Source organism: Nocardia sp. NPDC057668, assembly GCF_042799795.1.
Lineage (GTDB): Bacteria > Actinomycetota > Actinomycetes > Mycobacteriales > Mycobacteriaceae > Nocardia.
The window spans coordinates 926948-945462 of record NZ_JBHVIC010000002.1; the positions used below are offsets into that span (position 1 = coordinate 926948).

General features: G+C 70.3%; 18 protein-coding genes. 10 read left to right on the forward strand and 8 right to left on the reverse strand.

Annotated elements, in window-relative coordinates:
- Nucleotides 1-2: 2 nt before the first annotated feature.
- Nucleotides 3-1625, reverse strand: coding sequence for an acyl-CoA dehydrogenase family protein (locus ACFVBH_RS17025; RefSeq protein WP_379002368.1), 1623 nt, complete (start codon nucleotides 1623-1625; stop codon nucleotides 3-5).
- Between the two features lie 29 nt (nucleotides 1626-1654).
- The gene (locus tag ACFVBH_RS17030) at nucleotides 1655-2281 is read right to left on the reverse strand and encodes a TetR/AcrR family transcriptional regulator (RefSeq protein WP_354985962.1); all 627 of its coding nucleotides are present in this window, start codon (nucleotides 2279-2281) and stop codon (nucleotides 1655-1657) included.
- Between the two features lie 65 nt (nucleotides 2282-2346).
- Between ACFVBH_RS17030 and ACFVBH_RS17035 the strand changes: the two genes are divergently transcribed.
- Both ACFVBH_RS17035 and ACFVBH_RS17040 read left to right on the forward strand, forming a co-directional pair.
- The gene (locus tag ACFVBH_RS17035) at nucleotides 2347-3108 is read left to right on the forward strand and encodes a crotonase/enoyl-CoA hydratase family protein (RefSeq protein ID WP_379002369.1); all 762 of its coding nucleotides are present in this window, start codon (nucleotides 2347-2349) and stop codon (nucleotides 3106-3108) included.
- A gap of 66 nt (nucleotides 3109-3174) precedes the next feature.
- The gene (locus ACFVBH_RS17040; protein ID WP_379002370.1) at nucleotides 3175-4413 is read left to right on the forward strand and encodes a hypothetical protein; all 1239 of its coding nucleotides are present in this window, start codon (nucleotides 3175-3177) and stop codon (nucleotides 4411-4413) included.
- A gap of 12 nt (nucleotides 4414-4425) precedes the next feature.
- Here the strand turns inward: ACFVBH_RS17040 and ACFVBH_RS17045 are convergent, their stop codons facing one another.
- Nucleotides 4426-5112, reverse strand: a complete 687-nt coding sequence (locus ACFVBH_RS17045) for a pyridoxamine 5'-phosphate oxidase family protein (protein ID WP_354985950.1) — start codon at nucleotides 5110-5112, stop codon at nucleotides 4426-4428.
- A gap of 81 nt (nucleotides 5113-5193) precedes the next feature.
- Here ACFVBH_RS17045 and ACFVBH_RS17050 point away from each other — a divergent pair, with 81 nt between their 5' ends.
- Complete coding sequence (locus ACFVBH_RS17050) at nucleotides 5194-5907, forward strand: DUF4184 family protein (RefSeq protein WP_379002371.1); 714 nt, start codon at nucleotides 5194-5196, stop codon at nucleotides 5905-5907.
- 304 nt (nucleotides 5908-6211) lie between these two features.
- Here the strand turns inward: ACFVBH_RS17050 and ACFVBH_RS17055 are convergent, their stop codons facing one another.
- Nucleotides 6212-7459, reverse strand: a complete 1248-nt coding sequence (locus tag ACFVBH_RS17055) for a PucR family transcriptional regulator (RefSeq protein WP_379002372.1) — start codon at nucleotides 7457-7459, stop codon at nucleotides 6212-6214.
- Between the two features lie 909 nt (nucleotides 7460-8368).
- Between ACFVBH_RS17055 and ACFVBH_RS17060 the strand changes: the two genes are divergently transcribed.
- Nucleotides 8369-9235, forward strand: coding sequence for a DNA-formamidopyrimidine glycosylase family protein (locus ACFVBH_RS17060; protein WP_354985947.1), 867 nt, complete (start codon nucleotides 8369-8371; stop codon nucleotides 9233-9235).
- 90 nt (nucleotides 9236-9325) lie between these two features.
- Here ACFVBH_RS17060 and ACFVBH_RS17065 read toward each other — a convergent pair whose 3' ends face one another.
- From ACFVBH_RS17065 to cobF, 4 genes are all read right to left on the reverse strand, one after another.
- The gene (locus ACFVBH_RS17065) at nucleotides 9326-10837 is read right to left on the reverse strand and encodes a carboxylesterase/lipase family protein (protein WP_379002374.1); all 1512 of its coding nucleotides are present in this window, start codon (nucleotides 10835-10837) and stop codon (nucleotides 9326-9328) included.
- Between the two features lie 136 nt (nucleotides 10838-10973).
- Nucleotides 10974-11219 carry a DUF2630 family protein gene (locus tag ACFVBH_RS17070; protein WP_379002375.1) on the reverse strand — a complete coding sequence of 82 codons (246 nt, stop codon included), beginning with the start codon at nucleotides 11217-11219 and terminating at the stop codon, nucleotides 10974-10976.
- A 43-nt stretch (nucleotides 11220-11262) separates the two neighbouring features.
- Nucleotides 11263-12702: a PLP-dependent aminotransferase family protein gene (locus tag ACFVBH_RS17075; RefSeq protein WP_379002376.1), complete on the reverse strand. Its 1440-nt coding sequence runs from the start codon at nucleotides 12700-12702 to the stop codon at nucleotides 11263-11265.
- A gap of 224 nt (nucleotides 12703-12926) precedes the next feature.
- Nucleotides 12927-13688: a precorrin-6A synthase (deacetylating) gene (gene cobF / locus ACFVBH_RS17080; protein WP_354985943.1), complete on the reverse strand. Its 762-nt coding sequence runs from the start codon at nucleotides 13686-13688 to the stop codon at nucleotides 12927-12929.
- Between the two features lie 20 nt (nucleotides 13689-13708).
- Between cobF and ACFVBH_RS17085 the strand changes: the two genes are divergently transcribed.
- The 6 genes from ACFVBH_RS17085 (at nucleotide 13709) to ACFVBH_RS17110 (ending at nucleotide 18441) form a co-directional block, all read left to right on the forward strand.
- The gene (locus ACFVBH_RS17085; RefSeq protein WP_354985942.1) at nucleotides 13709-14542 is read left to right on the forward strand and encodes a thymidylate synthase; all 834 of its coding nucleotides are present in this window, start codon (nucleotides 13709-13711) and stop codon (nucleotides 14540-14542) included.
- 5 nt (nucleotides 14543-14547) lie between these two features.
- The gene (locus tag ACFVBH_RS17090) at nucleotides 14548-15045 is read left to right on the forward strand and encodes a dihydrofolate reductase (RefSeq protein ID WP_379002820.1); all 498 of its coding nucleotides are present in this window, start codon (nucleotides 14548-14550) and stop codon (nucleotides 15043-15045) included.
- 104 nt (nucleotides 15046-15149) lie between these two features.
- Nucleotides 15150-15476, forward strand: a complete 327-nt coding sequence (locus ACFVBH_RS17095; protein ID WP_354985941.1) for a cupin domain-containing protein — start codon at nucleotides 15150-15152, stop codon at nucleotides 15474-15476.
- Between the two features lie 57 nt (nucleotides 15477-15533).
- Entirely contained in the window at nucleotides 15534-16574 is a 1041-nt protein-coding gene (locus ACFVBH_RS17100) for a Dyp-type peroxidase (protein ID WP_379002377.1), read from the forward strand.
- A gap of 3 nt (nucleotides 16575-16577) precedes the next feature.
- Nucleotides 16578-17375 carry a family 1 encapsulin nanocompartment shell protein gene (locus ACFVBH_RS17105; RefSeq protein ID WP_354985939.1) on the forward strand — a complete coding sequence of 266 codons (798 nt, stop codon included), beginning with the start codon at nucleotides 16578-16580 and terminating at the stop codon, nucleotides 17373-17375.
- Between the two features lie 190 nt (nucleotides 17376-17565).
- The gene (locus tag ACFVBH_RS17110; protein ID WP_354985938.1) at nucleotides 17566-18441 is read left to right on the forward strand and encodes an N-acetylmuramoyl-L-alanine amidase; all 876 of its coding nucleotides are present in this window, start codon (nucleotides 17566-17568) and stop codon (nucleotides 18439-18441) included.
- Nucleotides 18442-18515: the final 74 nt, after the last annotated feature.

Consider the following 18515-nt stretch of genomic DNA (forward strand, 5'->3'; position numbering starts at 1 on the left):
TCTCAGTCGACGAAGGCGCGTTCGAGAATCGCGCCGGTGTCGACCCCCGCGGGCAGGGTGCCGAACGCGATACCCCAGTCGCCGCCGAACCGCGTGGCGCAGAAGGCATCCGCGACAGCCTGGTGTCCGTGCCGCACCAGCTGCGCGCCCTGCAGCACCAGCGCCATCAGCTCGACCACGCGCCGGGCGCGGAACTCGATATCGGCCAGATCGGTGAGTTCCTTGCCGATGCGGTCGATGGCGTTGTCCAGGTGCGCGTTCGCGCCGCGCGCCAGCGACACCTCGTTGAAGTACGCCTCGACGGTCTCGGGCTGGCGCCCCATGGCGCGCAGCGCGTCCAGGGCCGCCACGTTCCCCGACCCCTCCCAGATAGACATGAGCGGAGCCTCGCGGTACAGCCGCGGCATGCCCGATTCCTCGACATATCCGTTGCCGCCCAGGCATTCCAGGGCCTCGGCGGCGTGCACGGGTGCGCGCTTGCACACCCAGTACTTGGTGACCGCCAGGGCGATGCGGCGCAGATTCGCCTCCGCCGGATCGGTCGCGGCCCGGTCGGTCGCACCGGCCAGGCGCATCATGACGGTGGTCGCGGCATCTGATTCGATCACCAGGTCGGCCAGCACGTTGCGCATGGCGGGCTGGTCGATCAGGTTGGCCCCGAACGCCTTTCGATGCCGGGCGTGGTGCACAGCGTGCACCAGGCCGGCGCGCATGCCGGTGGCCGAGCCGATGACGCAGTCCAGGCGAGTCATATTGACCATCTCGATGATGGTCTTCACGCCCGCGCCCTCCGCGCCGACCAGCCAGCCCACCGCGTTCTCGTACTCGATCTCCGAGGAGGCGTTGGACTTGTTGCCGAGCTTGTCCTTGAGACGTTGCAGGCGAAGGGCATTGAGCGACCCGTCCGGCAGCACACGCGGCAGCAGGAAACAGGACAGACCGCCGGGCGCCTGGGCCAGGGTCAGGAACATGTCCGACATGGGCGCGGAGGTGAACCATTTGTGGCCCACGACCCGGTAGGTGCCGTCGGCCTGCGGCGTGGCCACGGTGGTGTTGGCCCGCACGTCGGAGCCGCCCTGCTTCTCGGTCATCGACATGCCCGCGATCAGACCGGCTTTGGACGCGGGATCGCGCAGCCCGTAGTCGTACACGCGCGAGGCTAGCAGCGGTTCGAACGTCGCGGCCAGTTCGGGATTGTGCCGCAGTGCGGGAATCACCGCGTAGGTCATGGAGATCGGGCACATGTGGCCCGCGTCGGCGATGCCCCAGGTGTAGAACTTGGCCGCGCGCGCCACGTGCGCGCCGGGACGCGGGTCCTGCCACGGGGAGCCGTGCAGCCCGTGCTCGACCGCGACCCGCATCAAATCGTGCCAGTGCGGGTGGAATTCGACCTCGTCGATGCGGTGGCCGTAGCGATCGTGGGTCCGCAGCACCGGCGGATGGTCGTTGGCCAGCCTGCCCCACTCCTGCGCCCGCGCACCACCGGCGAGCGCGCCCAGGGTGCGCACTTCGCTCTCGGCCCAGCCCGCGCCCTCGCGGTGCAGGCCCTCCAGCAGAGCGGGATTGCGAGAGTTGTCGAACGGCACCAGGTTCGGGACCTGATTGAACACTTCATGCGTCGGCATGCGGGACTCCTTGTTCCAATTCCATGCGGTCACCGGCCGGGGACGCCGAGTGCGCGCAAAGCGAAGGCGACGAGTTCGGGCACCACCGACTCGCTCTCGAGTTCTTCGGCCAGCGGTCCGACCAGCACCTCGCCGATCGCGCCGACCAGGGCGGTGGCGCTGGTGCGCGCGTCCTGCGGCGGGAGTTGCCCGGTGGCGACACCGGCGGCGATGGCGGATTCGAAGGTCTCGGCGAAAGCCCGCCGGAAGCGCAGGCGTTCGGCGTCGACGGCGGCGTCCACCGGTTCGGCCAGCAGCACGTAGGCCAGCCGGGGGTTCTTGAGGGCGCGTCCGGCGAAGGTCTCGACGGCCGCGGTGACCCGGTCGCGGGCGAAGACGCCCGCGGCGGTCGGTTCGGCGGGTTCGGCGCCGCCCGCCACGGCGACCGCCGCGACCTCGCGGGTGACCACCTCGCGGAAGACCGCCGTCACCAGTTCGGCCTTGCCGCTGAAGCTCTTGTAGACCGTGCCGGTGGCGACCCCGGCCTCGGCGGCCACCGCGGCGACCGACAGTCCGGCGTAGCCGTCGCGGGACAGCACGGTCATGGCGGCCCGCACGATCGACGCGGCCTGGGCGTCGAGGCGGGCCTGGACAGCGGGAGTTCTGCGGTAGGCCACACAAGAAGTGAACCATTGATTCATTTCTTGACGCAAGGCCTGATTTACGGCGTATGGTCGGCCCGGTGAGCGTACGAGTCGAACGCAATGGCCCCGTGACCACCGTGATCCTGCATCGCCCCGAGGCCCGCAACGCGGTGGACGGCCCCACCGCCGCCGCCCTGGCCGCGGCCTTCCGCGAGTTCGACGCCGACCCGGACGCCGCGGTCGCCGTGCTCTGGGGCGACGGCGGCACGTTCTGCGCGGGCGCCGACCTCAAGGGCCTGGGCACCGAGCGCTCCAACCAGGCCACCCCGGAGGGCGACGGGCCGATGGGCCCGACCCGCATGCGCCTGTCCAAACCCGTCATCGCCGCGGTCTCGGGCTACGCGGTGGCGGGCGGCCTCGAACTCGCGATCTGGGCCGATATGCGAATCGCGGAGCAGGACAGCACTTTCGGCGTCTTCTGCCGCCGCTGGGGCGTCCCGCTCATCGACGGCGGCACGGTGCGCCTGCCTCGGATCATCGGCGCCGGGCGCGCCATGGACCTGATTCTCACCGGCCGCGCGGTCGACGCGACCGAGGCGCTGCAGATGGGCCTGGTCAACCGGGTCGTCCCGGTCGGCGAATCCCGCTCCGCCGCAGAGGAACTCGCGGCACAACTGGCCGCGCTCCCGCAGACCTGCCTGCGCTCGGATCGCATGTCTGCCCTGGAGCAGGAGGGGCTGGACGAACCCGCCGCGGTCGCGAACGAATTCCAGCACGGCGTGCGCGCCCTGCTGGACGGCGCGCTCGACGGCGCGGCCCGCTTCGCGGCCGGTTCGGGACGGCACGGGCAACCGAGCTGAAGCACGCACTCCCGCGCTGATCCGGCGGCTCGAACACGTCGGCGCGCCCCGGTACGCTGCGCAGCGATGAATCGGCTGAGCGTGGTGGACGAGATCTTCCTGCGGGCGCACCGGGGCATGGGCACCCCGATCGCCCTGCAGGGCCTGTGGCGTACCGCCGATCCGATCGACGCCGCACTGCTGATCCGGGTGCACGAGGCGCTGCGCACCGGCCCGCTCGGGCGGCGCGTGGTGCGCGGCCGCGTCCCCGGCGCGCGCCCGCGCTGGCAGCCGAACGCGCAGACGCATCCGCTCGCCCTGACCGAGGCCGCGATTCCCGCTGCCGCCCTGCTGGATTGGGCCGATGGCCAGGGCACGGACCTGGATCCGGAATTCAGCCCCGGGTGGCGGCTGTCGAGCGTGAATCTGCAGGGCGGCGGCAGCGTCGCCGCGCTGACCTGCTCGCACAGCCTGGCCGACGGCCGGGCGCTGACCCTGGCCATCGATCACGCGCTGACCGGCACTCCCCTGGCGGATCCGGCGGCGGGCCATTCGGATTGGGCCGACGCCCGGCGGCAGTGGCGCACCGTCATCGGCGGGACCGCCCGCGCGCTGCGGCGCGGGATCCCCGCACGCCCGCCTGCTCCGGCGCCGCGCCCGGCGCCCCGGATACGCGCCGGCGGCGTGACAGCGTCCGCGGCACTGCAGATTCCGGCTCGCGAGTGGAATCGGGTGGCGGTCGCCCAGGACGGCACCGCGAACAGCCTGTTCGTGTACGTGGTCGCGACAATGCTGTGGGACAGCGGTTTCGAGCCGGATACCATCGCCGCCAGCCTGCCGGTGGACACCCGGGACGAACCCCGGGTCGACAACGACATGGCCATGACCGAGATCGCGATCACGCCCGCCGACACCCCGGCCTCGATCCGCCATCGGGCGAGGGCCGCGTACGAACACCGGATGAGCAGTCCGGGCGGCATTCCCGAGGAACTGCTCCAGGTCCTGCCCGATCGCTGGGCGCACCGGCTCGCCGCGGGCGCGGGCGAACGAGACATCCTGTGCTCCAACATCGGAACCCTGCCGGACTCGCTGCTGTTCCTCGGCGCGCACCCGTGCACCGGGGTGGCGGCTCGCGCCATCCACCCCGGACTGCGGGCCGATCGGTTGCCGCGCACCCGGCTCTCGGGCTACTTGACCCGGATCGCGGATGGCTACACGCTGTCGCTGGTGAGTCTGGATCCCGATGCGGTGCCGGACAATTCGGCGCTGTCCGCGCTCGCGACCGGGGTGCTGTCCGGCCTCGGCCTGGACGCGACCGGCTGGTAGCCGGCGCGCCGTTCACACGGCGGCCGCACTCCGCGTCACCCGGGCCAGCACGTGGCCGGGCACCTCGATTCCCGGCTCCAGATCATCCGCCGAGCTGGGTGGCTCCCAGACCTGACGCAGCGGCAGCACGCCCGCCCACACCCCGCCGTTCTCGATGTCGGCCGCGTCGTCCCGGGGACCGCCGGTGCGAACCTTCACCGACGCCTCGGTGAGGTCCAGGGCCAGCACCATGGTCGCGGCCATCTCCTTCTTGCTCGGCGGGCGCACCCCGTCCCAGGCGCCGGGCGCGGCGTGCTCCACGATCACCCGCAACGCCGCCATCCGTTCCTGATAATCGGTGACCTCGACCGGCCGCGCGTGGATGACGGCCGAGCGGTAGTTCATGGAGAAGTGCATGGCCGAGCGCGCGTAGACGAGCCCGTCCACCAGCGTGACCGAGACCGACACCGGCCCGGTCAGCGCGGCTCGCATGTTCCCGGCCCCCGTCGAGCCGTGCAGGTACAGCGTGTCCCCGGACCGGCCGTAGATGGTCGGAATCACGACCGGACTGCCGCCGAGCACCACTCCCAGGTGGCACAGCAGGCCCGCGTCCAGCACGGCGTCCAGCTCCGCGCGGTCGGTCCGCCCCCGCTCCCTGGAGCGGGTCAGGCTGCTGCGCGGGGTGGGCGACAATGGCACCCGTGTCACTTGCTCGGTCATGGGACCAGCATCGCGCGAAGAATGGCCTCACCAAATAGCCAATTCCCCGCCCGATTCACAGACCACTCGGGGAGGAAGTCCGTGCCGTTCACCCTGGCCCACCCGGCGGCGGTCCTGCCGCTGCGCGGCCGCCTGTGGCTGCCCGCGCTGATCGCGGGCAGTCTCGCGCCCGACGCCGGGTACTACGCGCCCATCGGAATAGACGGCGCTCTCACCCACGAGGCACGCGGACTGCCGCTGACCCTGGCGCTCGGCGCGGTCCTGCTGGTCCTGGGCCGGATCCTGTGCCTGCCCGTGCCCGCGCTGCTCGGCCGGGCCGTGGCCTTCCCGGCCAGGCCCGGCTGGTGGCGGGTGATCGCGGCCCTGATCGTCGGCGCCGCAACGCATCTGGCGTGGGACACCTTCACGCACACCGACGGCGCGGCGGTGCGCCACTGGGAACCGCTGCGCGAATCGGTGATCGGACCACATCGCGTCTACAACGTGATCGGCTACCTGTCCTCGCTCACGGGACTGATCATCCTGGCCTGGTTCGCCGCGCGCCGGATCCGCCGTGCCCGACCGGCGCCGGTTGCGCGGCATCGCGGTTGGGTGCTGTCCGGGCTGGCCCTGGCCGCGGTCGCCGGCGGCATCGCGGGCGCGACGGATCCGGCGTCCGTCGCGAGCCATTACGACCTGGTGCGCTGCGTACTCATCGGCGCGGTGCGCGCCGGGGGTGCGGCCTTTCTCGGCTACGCCGTGATCGTGAGCGGCCGTGCGGAATTGGCGGTTCGCCGGGCCGTAGCGGCCAGCTAACTTGCGAGGTCGCCGGCAAACCCTGGGAAACCACGGACATCCGGTGTCATTCCCGCTGACGTTGAGTCTCAGGTGAGACGAACCGAGGGATCTGACCAGCACGGCCCGATTACAGTTCCGGACAGGCGTTCGGCGGCGGAGTCGGATCGCTACCGCCGCGCTCGTGTCCCGGTTATCACCCGGCACGATCGTCTCGAATGCCGGGCGGAATCACTTCCGCTCCGGGCCGTTTCGCCCAAGCGGCCCGGCCCGGCCCCTTTCACCTGCAACGAAGGGGCCGGGCCAACCCGGTTGGCCGGTTCGGTCAGCTGCGGGGCTCAGCGGTGTTGCGCCCCTGTGGATTCCGGCGCGTCGAGGACGCCAGCATCGCCGAGGCCAGCACCCGCGCGTCCGCGGCGTCGGTGGCGTCGAGACCGGTGACCTCCGCTATCCGGCGCAGTCGGTAGGAGTACGTATTCGCGTGCAGGCCCAGCGCTTTCGCCGCCGCCTGCCGATCCAGTCCGTAGCGCATGTTGACGCGCAGGGTCTCGAGCAGATGGGGGTGTTCACGCAGCGGCCCGAGCACCGCTTCCAGGGCGTCCCGCGCGGGCCCGGGGCGGGTGATCTGGTACTCCACCATGAGATCCGATAGTCGGTAGAGCCCGGCGGGCCGGTCCAGCGCCCGTGCCAATTCGTAGATTTCCCGGGCCAATTCGAAGGCGGCCGGAATGGCCTCGACCTCCGCGGCGGGCGCGAGCGCCGCGGTCACCGGCAGCGCGAACGCCGCGGCCAGATCCCGCACCAGCGCCTCCGGCGACACCGAATCCGCCGCGGGCAGCAGCAGCACGCCGCTGTGCCCGTCGAAGGCGACCAGCCGGTGCTCACCGCCGTGCCGCCGCTCGACCAGATCGTGCGCCTGCCGCACCCGGCGCCGCGCGGACGCCAATTCCCCGGTGTTGCCGGGCCGGCTCGGCACCCCGGCGACCGTCAGCGTCACCACCGAGTAGGAGCGCACCAGCGCGAATTCGGCCTGGGCCGCGAGGTTTCCGGCATCCTGGCCGGCCAGCAACGCGGTGCACAGCGCGTGGCGCGCGTCCCGCTCCACACTGGAGACGGTGGCGTGCACGCGGACGTAGGTGGCGGTGATGGCCACCGTGGTCCGGTGCAGGAACGCCAGCAGATGCGCCACAAAGGAATCCACGTCCGCACGGTCCTGCGGCCCGGCCGCCGCGATGACGGCCTGCCACACCACCCGGGCTCCGGTCAGATACGCGTCGAGCACATCCGACAGCGGTATCCGTTCCTCGGCCCGCCGCCCCGCCGACACCATGATGGCCGCCAGATCCCCCGGCCCCGCTTCACGCCCCTGCTCGGCCACCGCCAGAAACGTCAGAAGATGCGACAGCGCAGTGGCATTCAGCTCCGGCCCCGCCAACTCCGCCGACAGCTGCCGATACACCCCCACCTCGGCCACCGCCCCCGACACCGCGTCCTGCGCCAGCCCGGCCAACTGCCCGACCAACCGCCGCAGCAGCGGTGAATCCATCCGGAGCGGCGTCAAAGGCAAAGGCATACAACGAGTATCGCCGCGCCGATCCGGCCCCGAATCGGTTTCGGCCCCGGCACCCGTTACGGGCGGGCAGCCCGGGTCGCAGCGGTCGCGAGCACGCGCCGGGGGTGGTTTGCGGCGTCGAGACGGCAATCGGAGCGGATCCGCCGAATTCGGCGTTGAAGTGACATCATTCTGTGAATTGCTTCGCAATTCGACTTGATGATCTCCGCTCCGTGGCCCGACGATTCATCATGGCCACGACACACAGCCTCGGTTCGCTGCCGAACCCGATCAAGGATTCCGGCAAATACGACGAAGCGAATACGGTTCCGAAAATAACTGCGGCTAACGAGGATTGATGGCGCTTTCAGCGTCCCCACGATCTCAGAATAATCCGGGTCGCACAGCTTCTCCTACAAGCATGAACCGAGTGCTCGTACTTTTTCGCCATCGAGCCTTGACATAGCATCACTATGCAAAATCTTCACATGCGAAGTAGATCTCGAATTCTCATATTTCAGATATCGTCATTCAGACCCTTTCGACCCCATTTCCGGAGGCCGAAAACTGGGCACCCCCCGGGCCCATCGACGCTGCTCGCTCCCGGTTGCCGGACGGAACAATCCGGCCGCTTCCATCGGGCAAACCGACCCGACGAAACTCGGTGCACGCGACCCGATTACGCGTCAGCCGAACCGTATGGGCAAATGCCGGTTCAGAATTCACGACCGCGATGGCGGGCCGGCATCGCACGTCCGAAGCCTTCCCCCGGCTACTTCCACGCCGCTCCCCCACGATTTTCCACGGCAGATAATCCACGAACCGAGCACACTCCGACACCACCGTCACGTGACCGTGCCCACGGGTAATCGGCGACCTGCCCCGCGCGTGTACTCGGCGGCTGTCGGTACCGATCGGTAGGCTGCGGGGGTGCCTGAATTGCCGGAGATTGTGGCGCTCGAGCAGTTCTTGAGCGCCCATGCGACGGGAGCGGTGGTCGGGCGGGTGGATGTCGCCGCGCTGAGCGTGCTCAAGACATTCGATCCGCCGATCACCGCGCTGTCGGGGCGCGACGTCACCGGGGCGGGGCATTGGGGCAAGCACGTCGGGCTGGACTGCGACGGGATTTGGCTGATCACGCATCTGTCGCGGGGCGGGTGGCTGCGGTGGATCGACGAACCCAGCCAGACCCCGCCCAAGCCCGGCAAGGGGCCGCTGGCCCTGCGCGTGCACCTGTTCACCCCCGAGGGCGCGACGCCCGCGTTCGACCTGACCGAGGCCGGGACCAAGAAGCGGCTGGCCGTGTGGGTGGTGCGCGATCCGCAGGAGGTGGCGGGCATCGCCCGGCTCGGACCCGACGCCATGGCGGTGACCGAGCCCGAGTTCGCCGAACTGCTGCGGGGCACCTCGCAGCGGATCAAGAACGCGCTGACCGATCAGACCGTGCTGGCCGGGATCGGCAACGCCTACTCCGACGAGATACTGCACACCGCCAAGCTCTCGCCCTTCGCCACCGCCTCCGGCCTCGACGCCGAACAGGTGGCCCGGCTGTTCGCGGCCATGCGGGCGATCCTGACCGACGCCATCGCCCGGTCGGTCGGGCAGGACGCGGCCCGGCTCAAGGGCGAGAAGCGGTCCGGCATGCAGGTGCACGGGCGGACCGGGCTGCCGTGCCCGGTGTGCGGCGACATCGTGCGCGAGGTCGCGTTCGCGGACAAGTCCTTTCAGTACTGCGCGACCTGCCAGACCGGCGGCAAGATCCTGGCCGACCGGCGAATGTCCCGGCTGCTCAAGTGATCTGCCCGGAGCGGCATACGGGACCGGCCCCCGGAACAGCCCGCCGCGGGCCGGTCGTCAGCCCGGGCGAGTGACCGCCGGAACCTGCGCTCACGCCAGCGCGGGAACCCGAATACCCTGCCAGGCCAGGCGTTTTGCCCGCTCCGGATCGAACTCCACCCGCTGCGGCGAGTCGATGATCATGGTTGCCCGCTCGTCCTCGGTGTAGGCGGGCCAGGCCGCCAGCGGGGCTCCGGTGCGCGCGAAGGACAGCCAGTTCCGCTGGAACTGCTCGGACACCGAGTTGAACGCCCGCTGCCCGCCCGCCGCGGACAGCGCCCGCCCGAACGGCGTGGCCGTCGCACCGAAGACGGGGATCAGGTCCAGCGCGTGCGTCGCCCCGAAGCCCGCGAGTTGCAGTGCGCGCGGGGCGAAGTCGTAGCGGTAGGCGTAGGTGGGCGCGTATCGGCTGTGCCCGGACATGACCTCCACCGACGGTCGCCAGAACGTGAAGTCGCCGCCGGCGCGCACGGCCACCCTCGGCTTGGGAAAGCCCGGGTAGGCCCCGAGCACCCGGGTCTCGGCGTCGCCGCCCACCTGCCGCAGCAGGCGGCGCATGCGCTCGGGCGTGGTGGGCAGGGTGTCGTCGAAGCGGGAGAACAGCGTGCCCTCGTCCCGGTTCGTGCCGATGATGAGCGGCACACGGTGCGCGCTCCCGCCGGCGAAGGCATCGATGATCGGCAGCGGCAGGTAGTCGCCGTCCACCTGCGGCGCGACCGGGAACAGCCCGGGCTGATCGCGCATGACCGCGCTGACGGCGTGATCCACCGCGCTGCGAATCCGGTTCGGGGTCGCGGTGAGCAGCGCCTGCGCGCCGTCGCCCGCACCCGCGCCGAGCTGCTCGACGCAGCGGCGGGCGAACAGCGCGGCGTCGGCCTGCGACGGTCCCCAGTCCGCGGGCGGGCTCTGGGAGATGGCGCGGTGGAACAGTCCGGCCGCCGCCGGGGTGGCCATGAGCGCGAGCACCGCGTGCGCACCGGCCGATTCACCGAAGATCGTGACGTTGCCCGGGTCGCCCCCGAAGGCCGCGATGTTGTCGCGCACCCACTCCAGCGCCGCAACCTGGTCGCGCAGGCCCAGGTTGTTGTCGAATCGGTGTGCAGGCGTGGAGTATTCGCTGAAGTCCACGTAGCCGAACGCACCGAGCCGGTAGTTGACCGACACCACGATCACGTCGCCGAGCAGCGCCAGCCGGCTGCCGGAGTAGAGCCGCAGCGCCGAGGTGCCCAGCAGGTAACCGCCGCCGTGGATGAACACCATCACCGGGCGCGCGGTGGCGGCGGGTTTGTTCGGCGCGGTGACGTTCAGCGTCAGGCAGTCCTCGCCGGTCGGCTGCTGCTGCCGCGGCCCGATCTGCGCGCCGCGCCGATGCTGCATGGCCGCGAACCCGAAGTGGGTCGCGTCGCGCACCCCGGTCCAGGGCTGCACCGGCTGGGGCGCGCGGAACCGCAGCTCGCCGACGGGCGGCGCGGCGAAGGGAATGGACCGCCAGCGCGAAACCCGCTTGCCCCACAGGCCCCGGACGGCGCCGTCGGCGGTCGTGATGTCTGTCGTTGCCACCATGTGCCTACCCACTCGCTCCGCCGGCACCGCGTCGTGCCGGTCGTGACGGCGGCTCGGCCGCGCGTGCGCGCACGGCCGCCGCCGTCCATCGATGGTAGCCACGAGCTCCGCCGGGCCGGCAGAGCGGAACGGCCATCTACTGCAGGTAGCCCTCGACCTGGCGCACCGAGCTCGCCTGCGCCTCGTCGGGGTTGCGGCCCTGGTCGATGCGGGCGCGGCGCTGGCGCAGCAGATCCCAGCACTGGTCCAGCATGACCTCGAGTTCGGCGAGCTGACGGCGTTCGGTCTCCGGGTCGATCTCGCCCTGCCCGGTGGCGGCGCGCAGCTCGTGTTCCTTGTCGACGAGGCCCTTGATCCGCGCGAGGATGTCCTGTTCGCTCATGCTCTCGTACCCACTTCGGTAGTCGTAGGGTGGTCCGCCTGGCTTACCCGGACCACTGTACGACTTCGGCCAGCGCGGCCCCGGCCAGGCGGACCGCCACCGGCAGTTCCGCCCCGGACAGCGCCGCATAACCGAGCGCGATGCCGAAGGTGTGTCGCGGCCCGAGGTGATGGCGGCCCAGTCCGTCGAGGTAGACCCCGCGCGCCCGGGCCGCGTCCAGCGCCCGGTCCTCCTGGTCCTGGGAGTCGAGCAGCACCACGAGATGGGACCCGGCGTCGTCGCCGCGCGCCGCCAGTCCGAAGGCCCGCAGTTCCTCGATGACCAGGGACCGGCGCACCGGCATCTCCCGGCGCAGGCGGCGCAGGTGCCGGGCCAGATCGCCGTTGCGCGCCAGTTCGGCGACGACCTGCTGCCCGGCGGGGGCGGGGCTGGTCCCGGTGGCCTCGCGGTGCGCCAGCACGGCCGCGGCCACGGCGGGCGCGGCGACCAGCCAGCCGATGCCCAGGGTCGGTGTCAGTATCTTGCTGGTGGTGCCCAGGTGCACGACCACGTCGGGGGCGAGCGTGGCCAGCAGCGGCAACGGCGTTGTGTCGTACCGGAGTTCGCCGTCGTAGTCGTCCTCGAGGACCAATGCGCCCCGCCGGCGGGCGAATTCGACGAGTTCGACGCGGCGCACGGCGGGCATCCGCGCGCCGAGCGGAAACTGGTGCGCGGGTGTGCAATACACCGCTCTGGTGTCGTCCGGTAGCAGATCGACCCGCAGCCCCCGCTCGTCCACCGGCACCGGAACCAGCCGCATGCCCGCGGCCCGCAGGGCTCCCACCGCCCGGACGTAGCCGGGATCCTCGATCGCGACCACATCGCCCGGGCGCAGGCACGCGGCGGCGATTTCCTGTACGGCGGAACTGGTTCCGGCGGTGGACAGCACCACCGAACCGCTGCCCGCGCCGAGTCCGCGATGACGGAGCAGATGTTCGGCGACGGCCGCCCGGTACTCGGGCTCGCCCGCTCGATCGCGCCGGATCAGCGGCGTGCGGTCCGAGGCCGCGCGCCAGGCGCGCCGCCACGCCGCCCGGTCCAGGGTCTCGATGCTGGGCGCGCCCGCGCCCAGATCCAGCAGTCCCGCCAGCGGATTCGCCCGTTCGCCCGCCGCGGAGTGCTCCCCCACCGGTTCGGGCGCGGCGGTCAGATAGGTCCCGGACCCGTGCTGTCCGCCGATCCAGCCCTCGGCGTGCAACTGGTCGTAGGCGGCGGTGACCACGGTCCGGCTCACGCCCAGGCGCGCCGCCAGCTCGCGGGACGAGGGCAGCCGGTCCCCGCTGCGCAGCGCGCCGGCCGCGGCGGCCCCGCGCAGCCCGTCGGCCACCTGCACCGCCAGCGGTGCGGCGTCCGCGCGATCGAGGGTGAACGGCAGATCGTCCACCACCGCCCGCCCGCGCCGGCCCCGCGCGATGCGCGCCGGCGGCTGTGCTCGCTCGCTCATGAAGTGGCCTCCGCGCAGTCGGAAATTCGGACCGTTACAGCCTGCCACTCCGCGCGTGTGGAGCCGCGCCGGACCGACCACCCTCCAGCCCGCGGACCCGCCCCGCTGGTCCGCTTCCTCCGGCGGTCCGGTCGTTCGGGCAGTCCCCGTCGACCCGACTGTTCGGGCGGTCCGGTCGGGCGCACCGCGCGTGGGAGCCGCCACGCCCGAGCCGGCCTGGTCCGCTACTGGTAGCGCAGCAGGTAGGTGTCCATGATCCAGCCCTTGGCCTCGCGCAGGGCGGCCCGGCGGCGCACGATCCGCTGTTCCACGATGCGCAGCGGGCCCTCGATGATCACCTCGTCGGGCATGCCGAGGTACGCGCCCCACCAGATGTAGATGTCCTCGCCCGGAATCTGGGTGAACGAGCAGTCCGCGTCCAGCATGACCAGCGTGGACTGCCCGGCGGGCAGCCCCTCTTCGCGCAGGCGGCGGCCGGTGGTCACGTGCATGGGCTCGCCGATCTCGTGCAGCACCATGCGATGCGCGGCGGCCAGCGCCTGCACGCTGGTGATGCCGGGGATGACCTCGAAGTCGAAGTGCACGACCTCGCGCTCGAGGACGCGTTCGACGATCCGCAGGGTGCTGTCGTAGAGCGAGGGATCACCCCAGACCAGGATGGCCCCGATGTCGTCCGCCTCGGCGAACGCGGCCTCCAGGCGCTCGGCGCGGGCCTCGTGCCAGTCGGTGACCGCGCCCCGGTAGGCGTCGTCGGCGTGCGCCCCGGGCACGCTGCGATCGCGCGGGGGATCCGGGATCTCCACCACCCGGTGCGGCTGCTCGGCGTACTCGGCCAGGATGCCGGCGCGCACGTCGACCAATTCCTGTTTCTCCGCGCCCTTGCCGATGACGAAGAACGTGGTGGCCCGGCGTATGGCCTTGACGGCCTGCACCGTCACCTGGTCTGGATTACCGGCGCCGATTCCGATCACATAGAGCTTCCGCACGGTGCGTAAGCTTGCCAGGCGTGAACAGCGCCTCTCGAGACCCCCGGAGCACGGCCGCAGGCGACACCCAATACGAGGATCTGCTGCGGCTCGTCCTCGAGTCCGGTACGCCCAAGGCCGACCGGACCGGTACCGGCACCCGCAGTATCTTCGGGCACCAACTGCGCTATGACCTGTCGCAGGGCTTCCCGCTGATCACCACCAAAAAGGTGCATCTGAAATCGATTGTCTACGAACTGCTCTGGTTCCTGCGCGGTGATTCGAACGTGGCCTGGCTGCACGAGCACGGGGTCACGATCTGGGACGAGTGGGCCGACGCCAACGGCGATCTGGGCCCGGTCTACGGCGTGCAGTGGCGGTCCTGGCCGCGCCCGGACGGAACCCATATCGATCAGATCGCCCAGGTGTTGCAGACCCTGCGCACGGATCCGGATTCGCGGCGCATCATCGTCTCGGCCTGGAACGTGTCCGAGCTCGATCGCATGGCGCTGGCCCCGTGCCACGCCTTCTTCCAGTTCTACGTGGCCGACGGCAAGCTCTCCTGCCAGCTGTACCAGCGCAGCGCGGACCTGTTCCTGGGCGTGCCGTTCAATATCGCGAGCTACGCGCTGCTGACCCACATGGTGGCGCAGCAGTGCGAGCTCGAGGTCGGCGACTTCGTGTGGACCGGCGGCGACGTGCACATCTACGACAATCACGTGGATCAGGTGCGCGAACAGCTGACCCGCACGCCGTATCCGTTCCCGACACTGGCGCTGCGGCCCGCGCCGTCGTTGTTCGACTACGCGTACGAGGACGTCGAAATCCTGGATTATCAGCATCATCCGGCGATCAAGGCGCCGGTGGCGGTGTGAGCACGGTGCGCACGCGGACCGTCGGGCTGATCTGGGCGCAGACCCCGGACGGGGTCATCGGCCTGGACAACGCCATTCCGTGGCGGCTGCCCGAGGACATGGCGCACTTCAAGGAGGTCACCTGGGGGCACCCGGTCGTGATGGGCCGGCGCACCTGGGATTCGCTGCCCGAGCGGTTCCGCCCCCTGGCGGGCCGCCGCAACATCGTCGTGACGCGGCAGGCCGACTGGTCGGCCGAAGGCGCGGAGCGGGCGGGCTCGGTGGAGCAGGCGCTCGAGCTGGCCGGAGACGACCCGGTGTGGGTCATGGGCGGCGGCGAGATCTACCGCGCGGCAATGCCTTTCGCGACAGAACTGGTGATCACCGAGGTCGACGCCGACATCGACGGCGACTGCTGGGCCCCCGCCATCGACCCGCACTGGCACGCCGAACAGGACGCGTGGCGCGAGTCCGCGGCGGGTCTGCGCTATCGCATCCGCCGTTATGGGCGGGCCCTCGTGTAACGCGCGCATCCCGCGTGCACCAATTCCCGCAACGAACGCCCGAAACCGCCGATCGGCCGACACGTGTCCGGCATACTCACGGATACTCCGGCGAAAGGCAGTCCATGGACAAGAAATCGCTGACCGCGGTCGCCCGTCAGCAGCTCAAGCTGGCGGCGACGGCATCCAGCGGGCGCAGCTCGCAGACCATCTACGGCGGGCACGCGCACAGCCTGCGCCAGACCGTGATCGCCATGGCGGCGGGTCAGACCCTGGCCGAGCACGAGAACCCGGGCGAGGCCACGATGGTTGTGATCAGCGGCGTGCTGGCGCTGATCAGCGGCACCAACGAATGGAAGGGATCGGCCGGGGACCTGCTGGTCATCCCCGATGCGCGGCACAGTGTGAAGGCCGTGGAGGACGTGGCCTTCCTGCTGACCGTCGCAAAATAGCGGCCACGCCGCTACCGGTTGGTAGGCGCACTCCGCCGGGCCTCTAGGCTGGAGTGCATGGGTGAGCCGCAGCCGATCCTCAACCCGCTGTCGCCCGCCGCCATATTTCTCGTCGTCACCATCGACGAGGGCGGCGAGGCGGTCGTGCGGGACCTGCTCGCAGATCTGCCCGGTCTGCGCCGATCCGTGGGATTCCGCATCCCCGGGGCCGACCTGGCGTGTATCACCAGTATCGGCCCGACGGCCTGGGATCGGCTCTTCTCCGGGCCCAAACCCGCTGAACTACACGAGTTTCCGGGCTACGTCGGCGCGAAGCACCGGGCCCCGGCCACGCCCGGCGACCTGCTGTTCCACATCAAGGCCGAAACCCAGTACGCCTGTTTCGAATTGGCGATGGCGCTGGGTGACCGCCTGGCCGGCGCGGGGACCATCGTCGATCAGACCCTGGGCTTCCGCTATTTCGAGCAGCGCGATCTGCTCGGTTTCGTGGACGGCACCGAGAATCCCGAGGGGCAGCTGGCCGTCTCGGCCGCGCTCATCGGCGACGAGGATCCCGAGTTCGCCGGTGGCAGTTATGTGATCGTGCAGAAGTACCTGCACACCATGGGCGAGTGGAACGCGCTGAGCACCGATGAGCAGGAGAAGGTCATCGGCCGCCACAAGATGTCGGACTTCGAGCTCTCCGACGACGAGAAGCCCGCCGATTCCCATGTGGCGGTGAACGATCAGGACGATGTCGGCACCATCGTGCGCGCCAACATGCCGTTCGGCAGCGTCAAGGACGGCGAGTTCGGCACCTATTACATCGCCTACGCGGCCTCCCCGAGCGTGACCGAGGACATGTTGACCCGCATGTTCCTCGGGACCGAGGACGCGGCGTACGACCGCATACTCGATTTCTCCGAGGCCGTGACCGGCACGAACTTCTTCACCCCGCCCGCGGGGTTCTTCGACGCCCTGCCGGACGCTCCCGGGTCCATGGAAGCGGGACAAATGGGTAGTACAACCGTTGAGGAGATCCGGGAATCCTCGGCAACCGATGGTGTTGTTCCTTCGGGTAACGGATCCCTGGGCATCGGCACGTTGAAAAGGAGCTAAGGCATGAACAACCTCCACCGCGAACTCGCTCCGATCACCTCCGCCGCCTGGGCGGCGATCGAAGAGGAGGCGAGCCGAACCTTCAAGCGGCACATCGCCGGTCGGCGCGTGGTCGATCTGTCGGGACCGCACGGCGACGACTACTCCGCGGTCACGGTCGGGCGCACCGCGCCGATCACGTCCCCCGGGGAGGGCATCCAGGCCAGGCAGCGCGTGGTGCTCCCGCTGGTCGAACTGCGGGTGCCGTTCGTGCTGAACCGCTCCGAGCTCGACAACGTCGAACGCGGCGCGAAGGACACCGACCTGGACGCGGTCAAGGAGGCGGCGAAGAAGATCGCCTTCGCCGAGGATCGCGCCATCTTCGAGGGCTTCCCGGCAGCGGGCATCACCGGGGTGCGATCCTCGAGCGTGTGCGAACCGGTCAAGCTGCCGGTCGATGAGCGGCTGACCCCCGAGGCCGTCGCCCAGGCGCTGTCCAAGCTGCGGCTGGCCGGTGTGGACGGTCCGTACTCGGTGCTGCTGTCCGCCGATCTGTACACCGCGGTCAGTGAGACCTCGGACCACGGGCATCCGATCCGCACCCATATCGAACGCCTCATCGACGGCGACATCATCTGGGCCCCGGCGATCGACGGCGCGTTCGTGCTGTCCACCCGCGGCGGCGACTTCGATCTGCAGATCGGGCAGGACCTGTCCATCGGCTATCTCTCGCACGACGCCGACACGGTCCAGCTGTACTTCCAGGAGAGCCTGACGTTCCTGGTCTACACCGCGGAAGCCGCCGTGGCGCTGGAGTCCTGACACCGGACCGTCCCGCACCAAGCCGCCGACACGCCGGTCCGCACCCACTCTGGGTGCGGACCGATCCGCGACCGGCCGCGTGAACGAACTCCTGTCGATCGATACTCACCGCGATTCGCGGGCTCATCCGAGACCGCACCGGCTGTCCTGCCGCTGATACCGCGCTGAGTCCGGACGAGCGGGGGAAATCATGGGGTGGAGCGGCGATCCCGTCTGGCTGGCCGATGTATTGCGGGCCGCGGGCTTGCGAGTCCTCGAACACGACGGGTGGAAAGAACGCGGGCACGGCGACTTCCGTGACATCCGCGGTGTCCTGTGCCATCATACGGCCGGCGGCGGCGCCAATGATTGGCGCATCGTGCAGGACGGCCGTCCCGATCTACCCGGCCCGCTCGCCCAACTGGTGCTGGAGCGTGACGGTCTGTATCGGGTGATCGCGGCCGGCGTCTGCTGGCATGCCGGGCGCGGCCGCTGGCCGGGCTGGCCCACCGACAACGCCAATTGGCACACGATCGGCATCGAGGCCGTCTCCCGGGGCGACGGATCGGATTGGACGCCGGTGCAATTGGACGCCTACCGGCGGGGCTGCGCGGCGATCGTGCGCCGGCTCGGCGGGGGCGATGTGGTCGGGCACAAGGAGTACAGCAGCGAAGGCAAGATCGATCCCGCGGGCATCGACATGGATGCGTTCCGCCGGGATGTACGGAACATCATCGACGAAGGTGGCGGGGATATGTCCGACCGGCAGCTCAGCGAGATCCACAACCAGGTCGGCGTGCCGCACGCCGTGCGCACGGTGTTCCAGAAGGTGTTCTACAACATCAAGGACGGTCAGTTCTGGACTCGTGCGGGGCTGGCCGACATCTGGAACGAGACGGTCTGGGACGGGTATGTCAATCCCGTCGACCTGCTCGACGGCAAGGACGACCCGGATCAGAAGCCCGACTCGCCCAATCGCGCTCGGCGCGGTGCGCTGATCTCCTATGTCCTGGCCACCTACCGGGAGGCGACCCTGGCGCGCCGCAACACCGAGACGATTCTGGAGTTGCTGCGACAGCAGAAATAGCGGATCGGGCGCCGGGACCGCTGGAACGCCGCGGCCGCTGCCGGTACGGTGACGACCGGTCGATCGCGGAGGGC

Coding starts and splice junctions, on each gene's coding strand:
- ACFVBH_RS17025 (WP_379002368.1), bottom strand. CDS start 1,625: ATGCCGACGCATGAAGTGTTCAATCAGGTCCCGAACCTGGTGCCGTTC.
- ACFVBH_RS17040 (WP_379002370.1), top strand. CDS start 3,175: ATGAATCGGCTGAGCGTGGTGGACGAGATCTTCCTGCGGGCGCACCGG.
- ACFVBH_RS17045 (WP_354985950.1), bottom strand. CDS start 5,112: ATGACCGAGCAAGTGACACGGGTGCCATTGTCGCCCACCCCGCGCAGC.
- ACFVBH_RS17055 (WP_379002372.1), bottom strand. CDS start 7,459: ATGCCTTTGCCTTTGACGCCGCTCCGGATGGATTCACCGCTGCTGCGG.
- ACFVBH_RS17065 (WP_379002374.1), bottom strand. CDS start 10,837: ATGGTGGCAACGACAGACATCACGACCGCCGACGGCGCCGTCCGGGGC.
- ACFVBH_RS17070 (WP_379002375.1), bottom strand. CDS start 11,219: ATGAGCGAACAGGACATCCTCGCGCGGATCAAGGGCCTCGTCGACAAG.
- ACFVBH_RS17075 (WP_379002376.1), bottom strand. CDS start 12,702: ATGAGCGAGCGAGCACAGCCGCCGGCGCGCATCGCGCGGGGCCGGCGC.
- ACFVBH_RS17095 (WP_354985941.1), top strand. CDS start 15,150: ATGGACAAGAAATCGCTGACCGCGGTCGCCCGTCAGCAGCTCAAGCTG.
- ACFVBH_RS17100 (WP_379002377.1), top strand. CDS start 15,534: ATGGGTGAGCCGCAGCCGATCCTCAACCCGCTGTCGCCCGCCGCCATA.
- ACFVBH_RS17105 (WP_354985939.1), top strand. CDS start 16,578: ATGAACAACCTCCACCGCGAACTCGCTCCGATCACCTCCGCCGCCTGG.
- ACFVBH_RS17110 (WP_354985938.1), top strand. CDS start 17,566: ATGGGGTGGAGCGGCGATCCCGTCTGGCTGGCCGATGTATTGCGGGCC.